General features: G+C 35.4%; 18 protein-coding genes. 5 read left to right on the forward strand and 13 right to left on the reverse strand.

The genetic code is table 11. The annotated features are described in order from the left end of the window. Positions 1 to 151: 151 nt before the first annotated feature. Positions 152 to 1,000 (reverse strand): alpha/beta hydrolase, encoded by an 849-nt coding sequence (locus tag IAE51_RS09170; RefSeq protein WP_010906111.1) that lies wholly within the window; start codon positions 998 to 1,000, stop codon positions 152 to 154. A 191-nt stretch (positions 1,001 to 1,191) separates the two neighbouring features. Next, positions 1,192 to 2,613, reverse strand: coding sequence for an NCS2 family permease (locus tag IAE51_RS09175; protein ID WP_012898314.1), 1,422 nt, complete (start codon positions 2,611 to 2,613; stop codon positions 1,192 to 1,194). 306 nt (positions 2,614 to 2,919) lie between these two features. Between IAE51_RS09175 and IAE51_RS09180 the strand changes: the two genes are divergently transcribed. The 4 genes from IAE51_RS09180 (at position 2,920) to IAE51_RS09195 (ending at position 6,875) form a co-directional block, all read left to right on the forward strand. Next, the gene (locus IAE51_RS09180; RefSeq protein ID WP_003130402.1) at positions 2,920 to 3,756 is read left to right on the forward strand and encodes a Cof-type HAD-IIB family hydrolase; all 837 of its coding nucleotides are present in this window, start codon (positions 2,920 to 2,922) and stop codon (positions 3,754 to 3,756) included. Positions 3,757 to 3,936: 180 nt separating this feature from the next. Next, positions 3,937 to 4,707: a (Fe-S)-binding protein gene (locus IAE51_RS09185; protein WP_200095215.1), complete on the forward strand. Its 771-nt coding sequence runs from the start codon at positions 3,937 to 3,939 to the stop codon at positions 4,705 to 4,707. Positions 4,708 to 4,716: 9 nt separating this feature from the next. Further along, complete coding sequence (locus IAE51_RS09190; protein WP_003130400.1) at positions 4,717 to 6,189, forward strand: LutB/LldF family L-lactate oxidation iron-sulfur protein; 1,473 nt, start codon at positions 4,717 to 4,719, stop codon at positions 6,187 to 6,189. Positions 6,190 to 6,191: 2 nt separating this feature from the next. Continuing rightward, a complete protein-coding gene (locus IAE51_RS09195) occupies positions 6,192 to 6,875 on the forward strand; it encodes a lactate utilization protein C (protein WP_021465086.1) in 684 nt (227 codons plus the stop codon). Positions 6,876 to 6,948: 73 nt separating this feature from the next. Here IAE51_RS09195 and IAE51_RS09200 read toward each other — a convergent pair whose 3' ends face one another. From IAE51_RS09200 to IAE51_RS09210, 3 genes are all read right to left on the reverse strand, one after another. After that, positions 6,949 to 7,662 (reverse strand): Bax inhibitor-1/YccA family protein, encoded by a 714-nt coding sequence (locus IAE51_RS09200; protein WP_017864892.1) that lies wholly within the window; start codon positions 7,660 to 7,662, stop codon positions 6,949 to 6,951. Positions 7,663 to 7,774: 112 nt separating this feature from the next. Further along, on the reverse strand, positions 7,775 to 8,689 hold the full coding sequence (locus tag IAE51_RS09205) for a diacylglycerol kinase family protein (RefSeq protein ID WP_012898318.1): 915 nt from the start codon (positions 8,687 to 8,689) through the stop codon (positions 7,775 to 7,777). 155 nt (positions 8,690 to 8,844) lie between these two features. Further along, positions 8,845 to 9,357, reverse strand: coding sequence for an HD domain-containing protein (locus IAE51_RS09210; protein ID WP_003132795.1), 513 nt, complete (start codon positions 9,355 to 9,357; stop codon positions 8,845 to 8,847). 332 nt (positions 9,358 to 9,689) lie between these two features. Here IAE51_RS09210 and rpsT point away from each other — a divergent pair, with 332 nt between their 5' ends. Next, entirely contained in the window at positions 9,690 to 9,923 is a 234-nt protein-coding gene (gene rpsT, locus IAE51_RS09215) for a 30S ribosomal protein S20 (protein WP_010906113.1), read from the forward strand. Between the two features lie 93 nt (positions 9,924 to 10,016). On the opposite strand, the gene IAE51_RS09220 is transcribed toward rpsT, so the two are convergent. The 8 genes from IAE51_RS09220 to IAE51_RS09255 form a co-directional block, all read right to left on the reverse strand. Further along, positions 10,017 to 12,521, reverse strand: a complete 2,505-nt coding sequence (locus IAE51_RS09220; protein WP_109991120.1) for an ATP-dependent RecD-like DNA helicase — start codon at positions 12,519 to 12,521, stop codon at positions 10,017 to 10,019. Further along, on the reverse strand, positions 12,518 to 13,111 hold the full coding sequence (locus tag IAE51_RS09225; RefSeq protein WP_017864895.1) for a histidine phosphatase family protein: 594 nt from the start codon (positions 13,109 to 13,111) through the stop codon (positions 12,518 to 12,520). The genes IAE51_RS09220 and IAE51_RS09225 overlap by 4 nt, the downstream gene beginning before the upstream one ends. Positions 13,112 to 13,113: 2 nt before the next feature. Continuing rightward, complete coding sequence (pheA, locus tag IAE51_RS09230) at positions 13,114 to 13,953, reverse strand: prephenate dehydratase (protein ID WP_014570689.1); 840 nt, start codon at positions 13,951 to 13,953, stop codon at positions 13,114 to 13,116. Position 13,954: 1 nt separating this feature from the next. Then, entirely contained in the window at positions 13,955 to 14,443 is a 489-nt protein-coding gene (locus IAE51_RS09235) for a shikimate kinase (protein WP_058211658.1), read from the reverse strand. Positions 14,444 to 14,466: 23 nt separating this feature from the next. Beyond that, positions 14,467 to 15,759, reverse strand: coding sequence for a 3-phosphoshikimate 1-carboxyvinyltransferase (gene aroA, locus IAE51_RS09240; protein ID WP_103055050.1), 1,293 nt, complete (start codon positions 15,757 to 15,759; stop codon positions 14,467 to 14,469). A gap of 120 nt (positions 15,760 to 15,879) precedes the next feature. Continuing rightward, a complete protein-coding gene (locus tag IAE51_RS09245; protein WP_200095217.1) occupies positions 15,880 to 16,944 on the reverse strand; it encodes a prephenate dehydrogenase in 1,065 nt (354 codons plus the stop codon). Positions 16,945 to 16,946: 2 nt separating this feature from the next. Then, entirely contained in the window at positions 16,947 to 17,822 is an 876-nt protein-coding gene (locus IAE51_RS09250) for a HAMP domain-containing sensor histidine kinase (protein WP_003132784.1), read from the reverse strand. Next, a complete protein-coding gene (locus IAE51_RS09255) occupies positions 17,809 to 18,480 on the reverse strand; it encodes a response regulator transcription factor (protein ID WP_003132782.1) in 672 nt (223 codons plus the stop codon). Before IAE51_RS09255 ends, IAE51_RS09250 begins: the two co-directional genes overlap by 14 nt.

An 18,480-nucleotide genomic window follows, 5' to 3' on the forward strand; every position in this document is an offset into this window, starting at 1 on the left:
TACCTTGACTTGAAGCAAACTGTCAATCAATTGCGCCAAGTCTTCTTTTGAATAAATTTTGTAAACTATATCTTGTATTTAGCCTAGATTTAATAATAAAAAATGACCTTTATGAAAAGTCATTTCAATTTAAAATTTTTTAACGTTCTTTTTACTCATAAAAGAACACTTTAATATAATTGATTGCTTGTTTATTATGAGGCATTTCAGCATGTGATGTATCTTTGCCTTTAATAAGATAATGAACTACAGAATTTCCATTTTTCATCAGTAAACGATAGATTGAAAAACTATCCGCCCAAGGAACTGTACCATCGGTTTGCTTTTCACTATCGTAATCTCCCGCAAGCAACACCGCTTGAATACTTTTATCAACTCGTTCATAATTTTGCAACCAATAATCATAATATTTCGTCTTAACTTTAGGACCATCCGTCAAAACTTGGGCTAGCGTTTGATCCGGTTGTGGAGTACTGGCATTAAATTGACCATCAAGAGAGACCCATTTTTTTATTGGAGGAAGGCTACGGTCATATCCATATTCAATTAAATAACGGTAAACACCTGAACCTCCTGCAGAATATCCTAAAACATTCGCATAAGGAATATTATAATGCTTACCAAGATAAGACATAATCGCTTTTAAAGAACCCTCGTACTTCAAAGAATTATTGGTCCCTTTGACCATTCCCACTTCTATCGTTGGATATGTATTATGCTTATCAATTTTACCAGTCACTTTAAGTGAATAATTATTATCTGTATCAACGACGATTGTCAGTCCCTTTCTAGCCCGAGTATCTCGATCAGAAGTTACATCATTAACCATAGTATTCATAGTTGATGCTTTGCCATCAGAACCTGTAATATAAATAGTAGGATAGACTGGACGATTATCATCCGCTAAAGGTGGGTGGGGAGCTAAAATAAACCGCCCAATAATAACACCAATTATAAATACACCAATAAAACTCACAATAAGAGAAATATTTTTTTTCATGCTTTGCTTCTCACATATTTCTTTAGATTACTCACATTTTTTACATTCAATACTCTTTCATTTGATTTTAGCATAAATTAGCCAAAGCAGTAATTTTTTTATCTTTAGATATGCATTATATTTGTTTCATTGGCTTGCGACTAAAGCTGTGAGTAAAAAAGACCCGTCATTTACTGACGAATCTTAATTTTTTAAAGTACTGCCAAAACAGCGAAGTTAATCAAGAATAAAAGTGCAACAACCCAAATGACAGGTTTTACTTCTTTCACTTTTCCTGTGAACAGTTTGACCAGAATGTAAGTGATGAAACCAGCTGCAATCCCATAAGAGATTGAGTAAGCAAGTCCCATAAATACTGAGGCAAAGAAAGCAGGAATTGCTTCAGTCAAATCACCCCATTTAATTTCTTTAAATGAACCAAGCATCATCATCCCAACAATAATCAAGATTGGTGCAGTTGCTTGTGTTGGAACAATTGCAAGAAGTGGTAAGAATAAACTTGAGATAGCAAACATAATTGCTGTTACCACAGATGCAAGACCAGTACGTCCCCCTGCACCAATTCCGGCTGCAGATTCCACATAAACAGTTGTATTTGATGTTCCGAAAATTGCTCCGATTGGAGTGGCAATCATGTCAGCAAACAAAGCTTTATCCATTTTAGAAGAGAAACCATGACTTGTTTCCATATCTTTCAAATCTTCATCTGTAAAGATTCCTGTTGCGCGACCTGTTCCAATAAAGGTACCAATTGGGTCAAAGATAGATGTCAATGAGAAAGCAAGGACTGTCATCAAAACTTCAATATAACGTGATGAGTCTGAGAATAAAGAGCCAAAACCTTTTGGACCAAAAGCAGCACCAAAGGTTGTTCCCATTTGATTGATAGCTGTTCCTAAGTTGTTTTCAGCAAATAAAGTATTCACATCAACTTTAACTACACCAGTCAAAAGAGCTAAGATAGTTGTTACTAAGATTGAAAGTAAAATTCCTGCACGCCATTTACGAATAACAAAGAACATTGTCACTACAATCCCAACAAGTGCGACTAATACGCCTGGGTTATTAAAAGTTACAAGTTCTGGAACAATTGATGAATTTGCTGTAATAGTTCCATGGTTGTTCACATAAGTTCCTGGGTCAGCGATAAAACGCAAAATTCCTGCATTTTTAATCCCAATATAGGCAATGAAAATACCGATACCACCACCAATTGCGTGTTGTAAACTTTCAGGAATTCCAAGAATGATTGCTTTACGAATGGAAGTAAAAGTAATAATAATATTGATAATCCCACAAATGAAAACCATTGCCAAAGCTTCTTGCCAAGTATAACCAAGCGATAATACAACAGTGTAAGCAAAGAATGCATTTAGACCCATTCCGGGTGCCAAAGCGTAGGGAACATTAGCGATTAAGGCAATTGCAAGTGTCCCAACAATAGAGGCCAAAATAGTTGCTAAGAAAACTGCTTGGACAGGCATTCCTGTTGTACCCAAAACTTGTGGGTTAACAAAGAGGATATAACTCATAGCAAAGAATGTAGTCAAACCAGCCATTATTTCACGGCCAACTGTTGTGCCGTTTTCTTCAAGTTTAAAGAACTTGTTCACGAATAATTTCTCCTTTTAGGGTCTGTGATTAAAATTTCAACCCTTTGATAAAAAGTTGTCTTTGCTTTTTAAGCAAACACGTCATAAAATAAAAAACATTATATTATTATTCTAATCAGTTTTAGTTAAGGAAACAAGAAATTTAGCATAAAAACTACTCTAAATCTTTTAATTGTTCGGTAATGGCGAACAAGTTTTTTGAAAAGTGCTTTCTTGTTCGTAGAACATGGTAGAGTTCCGCTCCTGCTTCTAACTATGATATAATGAATGAATTGACAAATAAATTTTAGAATAAGGGGAGTTTGAATGGAGAACTACAAAGAACGTAAACTGATTGCAATTGATTTAGATGGTACTACTTTGCAGTCTGATGGACGTTCAATCAGCCGTTATACCAAATATATTTTTAAACAGGTAGAATCACTCGGACATATTATCTGTATCACAACCGGACGCCCTTTTAGAATGTCTTTAGATGTCTATCGCGAGCTTGAGTTGACAAGTCCAGTCATTAATTTTAATGGGGCTTTGATTTCAATGCCTAATGATAAAAACTGGGAACATACAAAATCTTATTATATTGATCGTTCCTTCATTTTTGACCTTTTGAGGCACCAACAAAATTTTAATCTCCATTTCTTTGCCGTTGAATATCGTCGAAAGTTCTTTCTAAACACTTTCCGTAATGTCGAGCCCAAGCTCTTTGGTGTAGAAAAATTTCAACCCTATAATCGACTTCGTGCAGACCGAGTTACTGAAAATCCTCATGCAGTACTCCTTTCCACTCGCCAAAAAGATAAATTAGCATTGGCAGAGGAAATGAAACGTCATTATAATGGCAAGATTGATGTCGGCGTTTGGGGTGGACCGAATGGCATATTAGAAGTTGTTCCTAAAGGAATTTCCAAAGCTTCTGGTCTTAATCATCTACTTAAAGTTCTTGATATTCCTTTAGAGAATCTTATTGCTTTTGGAGATGAACATAATGATATTGAAATGTTTAAATTAGCTCCCAATGCTTATGCTATGAAAAATGCCTCTGCTAGACTCACTCCTTATGCCAGTGAAATTCTTCCTTGGACAAATGATGAGGATGGTGTAGCTAGACAGCTTGAAAAACTTTTTTTAACCCCGAATAAATAAATACCAATCGATGATTGGTATTTTTATTTTTACAAAATAATTTTTAAATGACAGTCTGTCAAATTCTTTTGACAGCTCCTTTTTTTGAAAATGTAAATAAATCGGCTTATAATGAAAGAGCATACATCTCTAGGAGATGTCTAGTTTTTAACAAAGATTTCAAAATACTAAGGAGTGCTTATGAAAGTTTCAATATTCTCCACTTGTGTGATGGACCTGATGTTTCCACAAGTTGGAATTGCAATGGTTGAAGTCCTTGAACGTTTGGGGATTGAAACAGATTTTCCAGAAGAACAAATTTGTTGTGGACAACCGACTTATAACTCAGGGTTAGTTAAAGAATCCATGCCAACAATTAAAAATCAGATTGATGCTTTTGAATCTTCTGATTATGTCGTTGGGATTGCTGGTTCTTGCTCAGGGATGTTTACAGAATATCCCCATATGTTCGATGAAGGTGACCCATATAAACAAAAAGCAATTGATTTAGCAAATAAATCCTATGAATTCACCCAATTTCTTTATCGGTTTTTAGGTCTTGAAGATCTTGGTGCCACATTTAATGGTGAAAAAGCAACTTATCATCGTTCTTGCCACATGACTAGAATTCTAGGTGAACGAGAAGCTCCATTCATTTTATTGGATAATGTCAAAGGGCTTGAAGTTCTTCCTCTTCCTCATTTGGAAAATTGTTGTGGCTTTGGCGGAACTTTTTCAGTTAAATCTCCTGAGATTTCAGAGATGATGGTCACTGAAAAAACAAACGATATTCTATCAACTGGTGCTGAAATCTTAATTTCTGCTGACTTAGGCTGCTTGATGAATATTGGTGGAAAATTGAATCGCGAAGGTAAAAAAATAAGAGTGATGCATATTGCTGAAATTTTAAACACAAATGTCGATTTAGAAAGAATAGATGCTGTGAAAAACCCAGCATTTATCAAAGCATAGGGGGAGAAAATGGGACTTTCTACAAGTACAAAAACTTTCGCTGAACGTTTAGAAGAGAGTAAAAAAGACCAGTTTGCTAAAGCTGCGGTAGCCAAAGCGCAGGATGCCCAATGGGAGAAAAGAGAATCTGCGCGTGATGAGCTTGGAAATTGGCAAGAATGGCGTGATATTGCTGAATCCATTCGTCAACATACTTTAAAATATTTGCCCCATTATCTGACAGAGTTTTCAGATAATGTTGCGGCTCGTGGCGGTCATGTCTTCTTTGCGGCTGATGCTAAAGAAGCCAATGATTATGTTAAACGGATTGTTCTTGAAAAAAACGCAAAAAAGATTGTCAAATCAAAATCAATGGTGACCACGGAAGTTGACATTGACCCAATGCTCGTTTCGCTTTCTGATGATATGGATATTTTGGAAACAGACTTGGCTGAATTTATTTTGCAAGTCGCTGATTGGGATGAGCCTTCACATATTGTTTTTCCAGCCTTGCACAAAAATCGTGATCAAATTCGTGAAATATTTGCTAAAAAATTAGGCTATGAGGGTGATAATAATCCAGTTAATTTGGCTCGCTGTGCTAGGGATACCATGCGTAAGCTTTTCTTAAAATCTGAAGTCGGAATTACCGGTTGTAACTTTGCCATTGCCAACACTGGTGACATTAATTTATCTACTAACGAAGGAAATGCTGATTTAACAATTTCAATTCCTAAGACACAAATTGTTCTGATGGGAATGGAACGGATTGTTCCATCAATCAAAGAAGCTGAAATTTTAGATAATATGCTTGCTCGTTCGGCCGTTGGTCAAAAACTGACAACTTATGTCACTTTTGCCGGTCAGCAGGCCGACGACGAATCCGATGGTCCTGAGGATTTTCATGTTGTCATTGTTGATAATGGACGCTCAAATGCGATTGGAACTGCTTTTGAAGCTGTTTTACAATGTATTCGTTGTGGTGCTTGTCTGAATGTTTGCCCAGTTTATCGTCAAATTGGTGGACATGCTTATGGTTCGATTTATCCTGGACCAATCGGTTCAGTTCTCTCTCCCGTTTTAGGAGGTTATGAACAATATGGTGATTTACCTTATGCTTCAACCTTATGTGGTGCATGTACTGAAACTTGTCCGGTAAAAATTCCTTTGCATGAACTTTTAATTGAACATCGCAAAGTGATGGAAGATGATCTTTCAATGCATCATGATGGCTCTTTTGTCAATTTTGAAATGAATACGATTGGGAAAGGAACAAGTAGCCCAGCACTATTTGGGATGGCAATAAATATGGCTCACACTGGTCTTAATATGTTACCCAAAGCTAAGGAGGTCAGCGTTGAGGGTTCTTTATTTAACTATGGCGCCGTTAGAAAAGCTCCTGCTCTAGCTAAAGGTTGGACAGATGTCCGAGATTTGCCAATTGCTCCGCCACATAAAGAACAATTTCGTCAGTGGTATAAAAAACATAAGGCAGGTAAATAAATATGACAGGAACTATTGAAAATCGAAGTAAATTTTTAGAAACTTTATTTGAAAAACGTGGGGGTGTAGAACTTCCATTTGAACCTTATGTTCCAATTTCAGATTTGCCTGAGACACATTTGGCTCATTTAACTACTGAGGAATTATTGGATATTGCTAAGGAGCAAGCCAGCCGAGTTTCTGCTAATTTAATCGAAACCTCTTCTTTTGAAATGAATGAAGTGATTCGCCAATTAATTGAAAAATCTGGTGGCGGACAAGTCATGATTCCTTCAACAGATGAATTTGAAAAATTAGGAGTGAATGTTATTTCAGACCAATTGGTGAAGTGGAAAATTGGTAAAGAAAATCGTGATGAAAATATTAATGCTGCCCAAAATTCTAATGTTGTCGTGGCTGTTCCTAAATTTTTCCTCGCTGAATCAGCAACGATTGTAGTCGAATCAGAAGCTGGGCAAGGGCGCTCTTTACACTTCTTACCCACTCATTATATTTCTGTAATTCCACTAAGTCGTATGGTTCCTCGTTCTACCCAAGCTGCGGATTGGTTTGATGAACATAAGAAGCCTGGGTCAACCCTTCATTTTATTTCTGGCCCCTCAAATTCTGGTGATATTGAGATGCAACTTGTGGTTGGACTTCATGGTCCTTTGGAAATTAATTATGTGATTGTCAAAGATTTATGAAAGGAAAAAACTCTGCTGACAGCAGAGTTTTTTTATTATTTTTACTGACAAATGTGTTGTCAGTAATTTTTTCTTAATCACGATTTCCACCTGCGATACCGAAGATACGGAGCAGGAAGAGGAATAAGTTTAAGAAGTCTAAGTAAAGTGATAAAGCCATCGATATTGCCCAACCGTCATTTACTTGACCGTTATTTGCATTATAAACGTTAACAATTTTTTGATTATCCCATGCAATCAATCCAGAGAAGATAACAACACCGGCAATACTTGTTAGGAACATCAAGCCTGTGCTTGCAAAGAACCAGTTGAGAAGTGTTGCCACAATCAAGCCCCAAACAGCAACACCCATTACTTTACCCATTGCAGAGAGATTGCGTTTTGTCACTCGACCATAAATTGACAATCCTAAGAACATCGCTGCTGCTGTAACAAAGGCAAGAGTAATATTAGTTGCCGTATACATAATCAATGTAAAGCTAAGCAAGAATCCAAAGAATGCTGCAAAGCCAATAAAGAGCGGTAATGCTGCTGGAGAATTTTTGAGTGCTGCTCGTTGCATTGGAAATACTAAGAACAATGGAACTAACCATAAGAGTAAGAATCCAAATCCTCCTCTGTCTAACATTGCTACCATATTATCTGCGAAAAATGTAATCATTATCCAAGAAACAACTGCAGAAATCAATACTCCTACACCCATTAATGCATAAATTTTACTGAAAAATGCATTCAATCCATCGCTTCTTTGGTCAAAGATAACATCATTATCATTCATATTTTTCATTATATTTGGCCTCCCTTTTTAATTTAATTCTAAGACTATTTTACCAAAAATTGGGCTTTTTGTCATCAGTCTTAGGTCTGATTTTTTATTTCTATTATTTACTGACAGCCTTTTATTCACTTTTAGGAACAAGGGTTGTCAGTGCTTTTCGATAAACCTTGATATCTAATGGAAGCGGATCACTTTTATCCCCATCAATTCTTGAATATGGATTATCTTTCTTTTTCTTTGAATGTGTGAGAATCTCTAAATGGTCAGTATCAAAATGAGTCATTTCAAGAAAATCATCAAATTTTCCTCGACGAAGTTTGTTCAAATGAAAAAGGATATTAAATAAATTGATTTCTTTTAATGAATAAACACGGATAAGTCCGTCATCAACTTTAGCTTTGGGGGCCAAAGCTTGCATTCCACCAATTGTATCTGTCATTGTAATCAATAATAGTTTCGTTCTTAATGACTTGGTTTTACCATTATATTTTACTTTAATTCGATAGGTTTTATTATAGCGAATAACTTTATAAGCATCTTTTAGATAAGCTAAAGGTCCAAATTTTTTCTTCTCAGAGCCGCTGACATTTTGGGCAATATCTGCTAAAATCCCTAATGTTAAACTTGATGTCATATAATCATTATTGACTTTGGCAATATCAAATTTTTGAATTTCGCCTTGACTTAAATTATTAAGTGCTTCTTCTAATTTTTGCGGAATATGAAGTGATTTTGATAAATTATTAACCGTACCATTAGGAACAATGCCTAGAATCGGTTTTGCTCCTCCTTCAAATACTCCTCCACAAATTTTATTGATGGTTCCATCGCCACCTAAAGCAACCACAAGGTCTGTTTGGTCTTGACTGGCTTTTTTTGCAAGACGGATTGCATCCTCTGGGCTTTCTGGATTGATAAATTCAAGTTTAGAGGCTGAATTTTCTGGTCTTGCAAAAAAGTCCTTAATTGTTTTCAAAACTTTGTCTTCATCATTATTACCAGATTTTTCATTATAAAATACTTTTACATTTTTCATAAAATACCTCCTTATTTTAGTGCAATGGAATTTATTGCTTACATACTAATTTTATCATATTATGAAAAATCTCTGACAAGACTTGCTTTATTTTACTGACAGACTTATTTCTAAATAAAAAACCTATCAATGGATAGGTTTTATTTTTTACTTTTTTAATCAATACTGAAATAAGGTAAACGTTTAAAATGCTTACGGCGATTCCATTTGTACTTGAGGTTAACTGACCCTTCAAGGGTAGCTACATATTTATCAACAGCAGTAACAATCCAACTTTCTTTATAGCGTGGCGGATTGATTGTCGCACCGAACATATGTTTGATGATTATGTCTTTTTCAAGAGCTGACAAGGTTGTCAGTTTGCGCGCATTACGGTAGGCGATATGAGGATGCACATAGGCATGGCTCTTAGCAAATTTTGTATTGCGCCAATCATAATAGAAAAGGTCATGCAAAAGTCCAGCTCTAGCTGTAGCTTTAGCATTGAGGCCACGTTTTTTCGCAATGAGATAGCTGACATAACTTACTCTTAAGCAATGTTGCAAGCGTGTTGAAGTATAGTGATGTGTAATCCCATCAAGCTTTTTAAGCTCATCCATTTCTAATAGATGACCGACATAACTCATATATTCTGCGTCGTTAAACCACGGCTTTTCTTCTAAATTCATGACTTGATTATAACACGATAATTCTCTTTGTCAATACGATTTACTTAGTTTTTAGATTAAATTTTTCTTTTTAAATGCTTAGAAATTTATTTTTAATGCTTGTAAAATTTTGAAAATTTGCTATTTTACTTGATTTCCATTTTTATTTATTTATTATTTTAGTAAAAAATATTTTTTCTATTTTTTCTAAAAAAGTAAGGCCGATAGTTTACAAAAACTCAAATTTCCTGTATAATTGATAGGTATTAGAAAAATCTTGGAGGGTGTAGTGTGCCCACCTGGGACATCACATCAACCGCTTTTCTATGAAAAGTAATAAAAGGAGACAAAAAATGGCAAACATTAAATCTGCAATCAAACGTGCTGAATTGAATAAAGTAGCAAACGAACGCAACGCACAACAAAAATCTGCAATGCGTACTCTTATCAAAAAATTTGAAGCTGCACCTACTGAAGAACTTTACAGAGCTGCTTCTTCATCAATTGATAAAGCTGCTTCAAAAGGCCTTATCCATGCTAACAAAGCGTCACGTGATAAAGCACGTCTTGCTGCTAAACTTGGCTAATTAAAAATGTCTGTCTCTTTGGCAGATTTTTTTATATCAAAAAGTACTGATAGAAACAAAAAAATACTGACAGCAATTTCTGTCAGTATTTTTTTATTTATTAAAGATTGCAAAGTCTTGTTGAGTTAAACCAATTAAAGGGTCAAAATTTCCTGACAAAATAAGTGCTTCTGTCAAGCTTCCCTTATCCAGTGTTTCAATTTCTTCATCTTCAAATAAAGAAATTTCTTCTACTTGTGCTGGCATTTTTTTACTGACAGAACGAATTTGCCCTTGTAATTCTACTGGCGCTGCAGGCTTCTTCTCTTTGTCAGATCTTTCTTTTTTGTCAGTAACTTTTTCACTCACAATTTCGACTGACAGATTTTTAGCCGCTGGATTTTCTCCCATAAATCGCTCAATCAGATAGGTCTTTCGATTCGCTCCTTCACGCGCCACCGCTTGTGCAAAAGCTCGTTCTTCACCAAGTAAAATCAGACTTTGTTTAGCCCTTGTAATTGCCGTATAAAGCAAATTTCGCTCTAACATGCGTGAATACGAAGAAACCATCGGCACAATAACTGTGGAAAACTCCGAACCTTGAGATTTATGAATGGACATAGCATAAGCCAAAGTAATTTTATACCACTCCGCTCTTGGATAAGTCAATTCTTGACCATCAAAATCCATCACCAACTCATCTTGTTTACTGTCAGTATATTTTGCTGCAATCAATTCTACGATTTGTCCCAAATCTCCGTTAAATACATTGGCCTCAGCATCATTTACTAAATGAAGAACTTTATCTCCTTCACGAAATTTCATATCACCCAAAGCGAATTCAAGTCGATCATTAAGCGGATTAAAGAGATTTTGCAAAAGAACATTCATTGCATTAATTCCGGCCATTCCTTTATACATAGGTGCCAAGATTTGTAATTCAAAAGGATTATTCCCTCTTTTTTGCCATGCACTTGCGATTTGTTCAACCATCTGAGGAACAAAATTAGCACTGACCTCAAAATAAGAACGGTCAGGTTTTTTCGCCGTGAAATCACTTGGCAATTGCCCATCTTTGATGTGGTGAGCTAAATCAGTAATGGTAGAATCATCCCCTTGACGAAAAATCTTATCCAATTTTACTGACGGAATTTCTGGAATTTTTAGTAAATCCGCAAAAATTTGTCCTGGCCCCACAGAAGGAAGCTGGTCAGCATCTCCAACAAGGAGAACTTTCATTGAACCAGGAATCGCTTGAAAAAGTTTATTAGCTAACCAAGTATCAACCATAGAAAATTCGTCAACAATCAAAAGAGCACCAGACAATTCATTTCCAAGAGCATCTTCTGCTTCATCTTGTCCCAAACCCAAATGGCGGTGAATCGTCGCTGCTGGAAGACCAGTCAACTCATTCATCCGTCTTGAAGCTCGACCAGTCGGTGCTGCCAGTAATATAGGAAAGACGTCATCATTATAATGGTCTGGGTCCAAATCTAGCTGATGAAGACGGGCATAAGTTTCAATAAAACCATTAATAATTGTTGTTTTACCAGTTCCTGGTCCACCAGTCAAAATGAAAAATTGCTGATTCATTGCACCAATAATGGCTTGCTTTTGCAAATCATCATAAGTAATTTCTAAATCTCTTTCAACTTCAGCCAATACTGTCAGTAACTTTTCATCAGCAAAATCTTTACCCGAACGATTAGTTAATGCTGTCAGTGATTTCCGAATCCCGTCCTCAGCAAAGTACAAGGAATTCTCAAATATTTTTGTTCCTTCTTGTTGCACTTTTCCATCAACTATTAAACCATTAATTTCCTCCGCAACAGCAGACGGGTTGACCTCGACATTACGAGCTTCTTCAAGTAAGTCTATCGTCATCTCAAGTAAATTTTTGGCTTCAATGTAAGTATCGCCTGTTGATTGCGAATGCGTATTGACCTCATGCATCAATGCCGCTCGAAATCGATTAGGGCTATCCGCTTCAATTCCTAAACTACTTGCAATCTTATCAGCTGTTTTAAAACCAACTCCCTTAACATCTTCCACAAGCTGATAAGGATTTTCCTCAATTTTTTCAATCGTTTCTTCTTTATAAAGTTCATAAATTTGAAAAGTGATTTTGCTTGGTAAGCCATATTCTGCAAGCTTGGTCAGCACTTTTTCCATTCCATGATTCTCACGTAATCGTTTGATAAATGAATTTTTTCTGGCTAGAGTCAATAGACCATCCAATTTTTCCGGCGCTTCTAAAATTGAATCTACCGTATTTTCAGGAAAAGTTTCAACAATTTTTTCTGCCGTTTTCTTACCAATTCCAGGAAATTTATCTGAAGAAAAATATTTAATTAAACCAGCACCAGAAGTCGGCACTGCTTTTTCATATTGACTGACCTGTAATTGTTCCCCATATTTAGGATGCTGCGTCAATTGACCATAAAATGTATAAGAATCTCCTTCAACCACATCCCCAATTGTCCCGTTAACCACAATTTCAAAATCATCATATTCAGCATTAGTTTCATCAATTTCAATGAGTAGAACTTTATAAAAATTACTGGGATTGGAGAAAAATATTGCCTCAATCGAACCAGTAAAATAAGTTTTTTCAATCATAGCTGTTTATCCCAAATTTTTAAGTCAAAATGGCCAGCATTTGATTCTAAAACAGTGACCGTATTATTGGCTAAACCACCAACTGAACGTAATTCAGCAATTGGAAAGCCAGCTAAATGGCGCATTCCAGCCGTTCCAGAAGCCCCGTGACCAACTAAAAGTACATTGTCCATTTTAGAATTCAACAAATCCTGAGCCAAAGAATCAAAGCGATTCAAGACAGAACTCACAGATTCAGCTCCAAAAACACTTCCATCAAATTGATCCAACTCAAAACGTGAATCATGCATTTCTTTAGGATATTTAGCAATTGCATCGCTAATGAACCAACCCTCTAATTCCCCGAAATTCCACTCCGACAATCGTTTGTCAGTACTCACACTTTGATTTGTCAGTAAATCTGCCGTAATCAAAGCTCTTTTTTGTGGACTCGACAAAACTTTGTCAAAGTCAATTGGTTCTAAAAACTTATGAACTCGTTCAATCGCTTCATAAGATTCTGGCAATAAAGGTGAATCTCCTTTTTGTCCTTGCAAACGTCGCGCCAAGTTCCACTCCGTCTTACCATGTCGTACAAAATAAATTCTCACCTTTACACCTCTCCCAATGAATAGACTGCATAATTTCCTAATAAACGAACCTTTACTCCCAAACCTGATAGTTCTTCAAGAGCATAAGGAATTTTTAAATTATTTTTTTCATTATTTACTAAATCAATATTAAAAAAGTACTGACCTAGCCTTGTTCTTAAAGGACGTGATTCAATTTTTGTCATATCAATATCACGCCAAGCAAAAACAGAAATCGCTTTATGAAGCGCTCCTGGCAGGTTATCAGGTAGAGTCAAAGCCAAACTCACCTTCTCACCTGTTTTTAGTAAATCAAATGATTTTTTCTCTTTTCCCAATAACCAAAACCGAGTAGAATTTCCTGCTAAATCCTGAATATTTTTGGCAACAATCTCTAAATCATACATTTTAGCCGCGTAAGAATTAGCAACAGCTGCAATTGGCAAATCTGGATGATTTTTCACAAATTCAGCTGCTGCTGAAGTAGAATCAGTAATTTCAACCTTTGCCTGTGGATAATGCTCTCGTAAATAATTTCGTGTTTGTGCAAGCGCTTGAGGGTGGGAATAAATATGTTCAATTTTCCCCTCTTTTGAAAGAGCCAGCAAATTTTGTGAAATTGGCAAAACAAATTCAGCCACAACTGTCGCCTTAGAATCATGAAAAATTTTATCAATACTCATATTCACAGTTCCTTCAGTCGAATTTTCAATAGGAACAAGAGCAAAATCACATTTTCCTTCATCATAAGCTTCAATAACATCCAGAATACTATCATAAGCAAATAATTCTTCTGATACAAATGCTGTCTCAGCCACCACCGAACAAAAAGAGCCACGAGGTCCTAAATACGCAATTTTCATCTTAATTTATCCCCCATTTTTCACGAATCTCTTCTACAATTTGCTCAGGACTTTTATCAGTAACATCAATCGTTAAATCGGCCACTTTTGCATAGTCATTTTTTCTTTTTTCAAATAAAAGTTGAGCGGTCTTTTTATCCTGCGCTAGAGGACGAACATTCTGCAAATCCATCGAAATTCGTTCCCAAAGCGTTTCAAAATCAGCGGTCAAAAAGACAACTCCAGCTTCTCTATCAAGAGCCTCTAAATTCTTTGGATTTTCAATTATTCCACCACCCGTTGCAATAATTATATTCTTTTGCAGCGCAAGTTCAAAAACCTCATTTTCAATTTTACGAAAATCAGCTTCCCCAAATAATTCAAAAAATTCAGCAATTGGCATCTCAATTTCATCTTCAATTAATTGATCCAAATCAGTAAAATTTTCTGTTAAAAGTTTTGCTACTGTGGACTTTCCCGCACCCATAAATCCAATTAAAATGATACTCATTTTTTACTTCCAATCACTTAAGTTCAAATATTTTCCGACAATTGTTCTAAATCGTCAAAGAAACTTGGATAACTTGTTTGAATTGCTTCGGCGCGTTCAAGCTCAATTTCCCCATTTTCAACCAAAAGTGCTGCAATTGCAGCCATCATTCCAATTCTATGGTCACCTAAAGTATTAATTGAATTTTCTGGAGCATGGAGTTTCGTTCCACCTTGAATAATCATTCCATCATCTGTTGGTTGAATTTTGGCCCCCATACTATTAAGAGCATTCGCGACAACAGCAATTCGGTCAGTTTCTTTTACTTTAAGCTCAGCCGCATCTCGAATAATTGTTTCGCCTTGAGCTTGTGTTGCTAAGAGAGCAATGATTGGCAATTCATCAATTAATCTAGGAATTAAATCACCTGAAATTTCAGTTCCTTTCAATTGACTAGTTTTTACTTTTAGAGTTGCAGCCTTTGCCACATTATCTTGCTCTAAAATTTCCAACTGTCCACCCATTGCTTGAATGACTTCGATAATTCCAGTTCTTGTTTCATTAACTCCAACGTTTTCTAAAATAAGTTCTGAATTTTCAACAACCAAGGCCGCAACCAACCAAAAAGCTGCCGAACTAATATCTCCAGGAACTACTACTTTTTGACCCACAAGTTTTTGTCCACCAGGTACAAGAATTGTTTTATCAGAAACCTTTAGTTCTCCACCAAATTGAACTAACATTTCTTCCGTATGTGAGCGTGTTTTTTCCTTTTCAACAACTTTCGTCAGCCCTTCTGCCTGTAAAGCAGCAAAAATTACAGCTGATTTTACCTGAGCCGAAGCCACCGGAAGAACATAGTCAATTGCCTTCAAATGCGTGCTTCCTTTAATTGTCATCGGTAATTTAACCTTATCAGTTTGACCAGTAATTTCTGCCCCCATCAATTGTAAAGGAGTTGCTACACGATCCATTGGTCTTTTTGATAAACTGTCATCACCAAACAAAGTAGTTTCAAAAGGAAGGCCTGCTAAAATTCCCGATAAAAGACGAGTTGAAGTTCCGGAATTTCCCATATCCAGTGCTTTTTCAGGAGCCTTAAGTTCTGAAATTCCTTTACCGTGGACAGTAATCACCTCACCCTTATCTTCAATCTCAACTCCCATCGCACGGAAAGCTTCAATAGTAGATAAGACATCTTCTCCACGTAAAATATCATAAATAACAGTTTTTCCTTTAGCAATAGAGCCAAACATAATACTACGATGTGAGATTGATTTATCTCCTGGAACTTTTAAACGTCCTTTTAAGCCTTGCGAATTTATCTTTAATTTCATTATATTATCCTAAACATTTTTTAGTATTTATTATAGCATAAAAGGGCGCTCAGAGCCCTTTTATTTTCAACAATTTTTCCTAAGATTTTAAGACTAAGAAAGTCCTATCTTTAATCTTTATCAAACAACTGTAAAATCAGTTGCTTTTTCAATAATTTCTCGTGCTTCTTTTAAATCTTCCGCTCTCTTAAATGAAATTTGAAGTTGACCATGAATATCTTCGCGATTTTCTTCATTAATTTTTACATTTGTTATTGAGAAATCTTCTAGTAAGCCTAAAACCTTTAAAACAACTCCTTTTTCATCGGGAACCGAAATAAATAAATCATAAAAGTTTGGCAGAGCCCCTTTATGAATTTCCATGGCTTGACGGATTTTTTTACCTTGTTCAAAAAAGTGTTCTATAGCCGCAGAATCTTCATTAGCAATTTTTAAAGCAATTTCATCTAATTGTTTTTTGAAATTTTCTATTCTATCAATCGTAATTTCTGGATTTGATAATAAGACACTTGTCCACATCAAACCGTCAGCCTCTGCAATTCTAGTTAAATCTCTAAAACCACCAGCCGCTAAATGTTTCACTAAAGGATGTTCTTTTGAAAAATCATCTGACTGCCAAACAAGGGCCGAAGCCAAAATATGCGGGAAATGAGAAACCTGCCCAGTGACTCGGTCGTGCTCTTTTGCATCTAAAATAATAAATTTGGCATGAAGTCCTTTAAGTAAATCACGTAATTCTTGGTTTTCTTGGGTCAAAACATAATAAGCATTTTCAAATAAATTAATATCTGCCGCCATTACTCCTGATTTATGAGAGCCAGCCATCGGATGTCCACCGATAAATCGTACTTTGTCTTCATCAAAAAGTTGATTTGCCAGTTCAACAATTTCGCTCTTGGTTGAACCTGTATCTGTAATCAAAAGACCTTTTTTTAAATTCAAAGTTGCTAGCTTTTTCAAAAGCTCCAAAGTGGTTATAATTGGAACAGCCAAAATAATAATATCTGCTTTTTGAGCTCCTTCAACTAAGCTAACTTTAGAATCAATAATTCCGCGCTTTTGAGCAATTTCTTGAATGTTCTCACGATCAGAGCCAAGAATTTCAAAATCAGGATGAGCTCTTTTTATCCCTAAGGCAATTGAACTTCCAATGAGACCAAGTCCAATGATTAATATTTTTTTCATTTTTATTCTTTCGTTATTGTCACAGACGTCCCATTTCCAATTTCAGAGTTAATTGAAATTTCAAATTCTAATTTATCTAAAATTAATTTAGATAAATAAAGTCCAAGACCTGTTGACTTTTGTTGAATCCGACCATTATATCCAGTAAATCCATGTTCAAAAAGGCGAGGAAGGTCTTCTTTTAATATCCCAATCCCACTATCTTGAATGATTAATTCACCAGTTTTAATTTTAATTAGAATCCCACCTTCTTTGGTATACTTTACAGCATTATTCAGTAATTGCTCAACAGCCAGACTCAACCATCTTTGGTCACTATTGACTAACCATTCACCTTCAATTTGGATTGAAAGGTTTTTCTGAATAAAAAAGCTACTATATTTTTTGACTAATTCTTTCACAAGTGAAGCCATACTCACTTTTTCAAATCTGAAATCAGTAGCTAAATTATTAATTCTTTGATATTCCAGAAGAATTTTTAGATAATTTTCTAAAGAAAAAACCTGATTCTTCAGCTCCTCACTATTAACTTGAGTTTGAGTCATTAAATCAATAGCTGCCAAAGGGACCTTCATCTGGTGCGACCAGACCCTGATAATATCTTCCATTTCACGCTCAGCAAGATTTTGTTGTTCTAACTTTTTTTGCAACTCTTCGTTGTCTTTCACTACTCTCTCAATAGCTTCACAGTTTGCTTTCCATCGAAAATAGGATGAGATAAGGTAAATAATAAAAATAATGACAGCAAATAAAGTACTGTTAACAAATGCCATCATTGGTAGATGCCAAAGCCAAAATGTCACAATATAAATAGCTGACATAAGCAAAAAGACACCAATTTGTGGAATTTTAGACTTAAAAAATTTAAACCAGAGCATAACCACTTCCTCTTTTTGTCATAATATGCTTATCAAAGCCAATTTCACCAAGTTTTTTGCGTAAACGAGTCATTTTTACATTTAAAGTATTTGCATCAATAAATTCATCTGTTTGCCACAACTCTTGTAGAATTTTTTCCTTGGTCACCACTTCACCATTTCCACGAAAAAGAAGAGTTAAAATTTTATTTTCAGAACTTGTTAGCTCAATTTCTTCGCGTTCACCTTCTTGAGTTGAAATCAAAGTATTTTCAGATAAAACATAACCAGCAAATTCTAACTTTTCAATCCCTGAAAAAGAATAACTTCTGCGCAGTAAAGCTTTTATTTTTGCATTTAAAATTTCTAATGAAAATGGCTTGGTTACAAAATCATCAGCTCCTTGATTCATAGCGGTTACTTGATTCATGTCATCCGATGCCGAAGAAATAAAGATAATAGGAATTTGGGAAAGCTTTCTTAATTCATTTGTCCAATAAAAACCACTATAAAATGGTAGCCCAATATCCATTAATACTAAATCTGCTTCAAATTCCATAATTTCTTGTTTTACTGCTCGAAAATTGGAAACACTTCTGACTTGAAATTCTTTTTCTAAGGCAATCTTAATTGCTTTCACAATAATTTCATCATCTTCTACAATAAATATTTTAGTCAT

The sequence above is a fragment of the Lactococcus sp. S64 genome (genome assembly GCF_016516525.1).
GTDB lineage: Bacteria > Bacillota > Bacilli > Lactobacillales > Streptococcaceae > Lactococcus > Lactococcus lactis.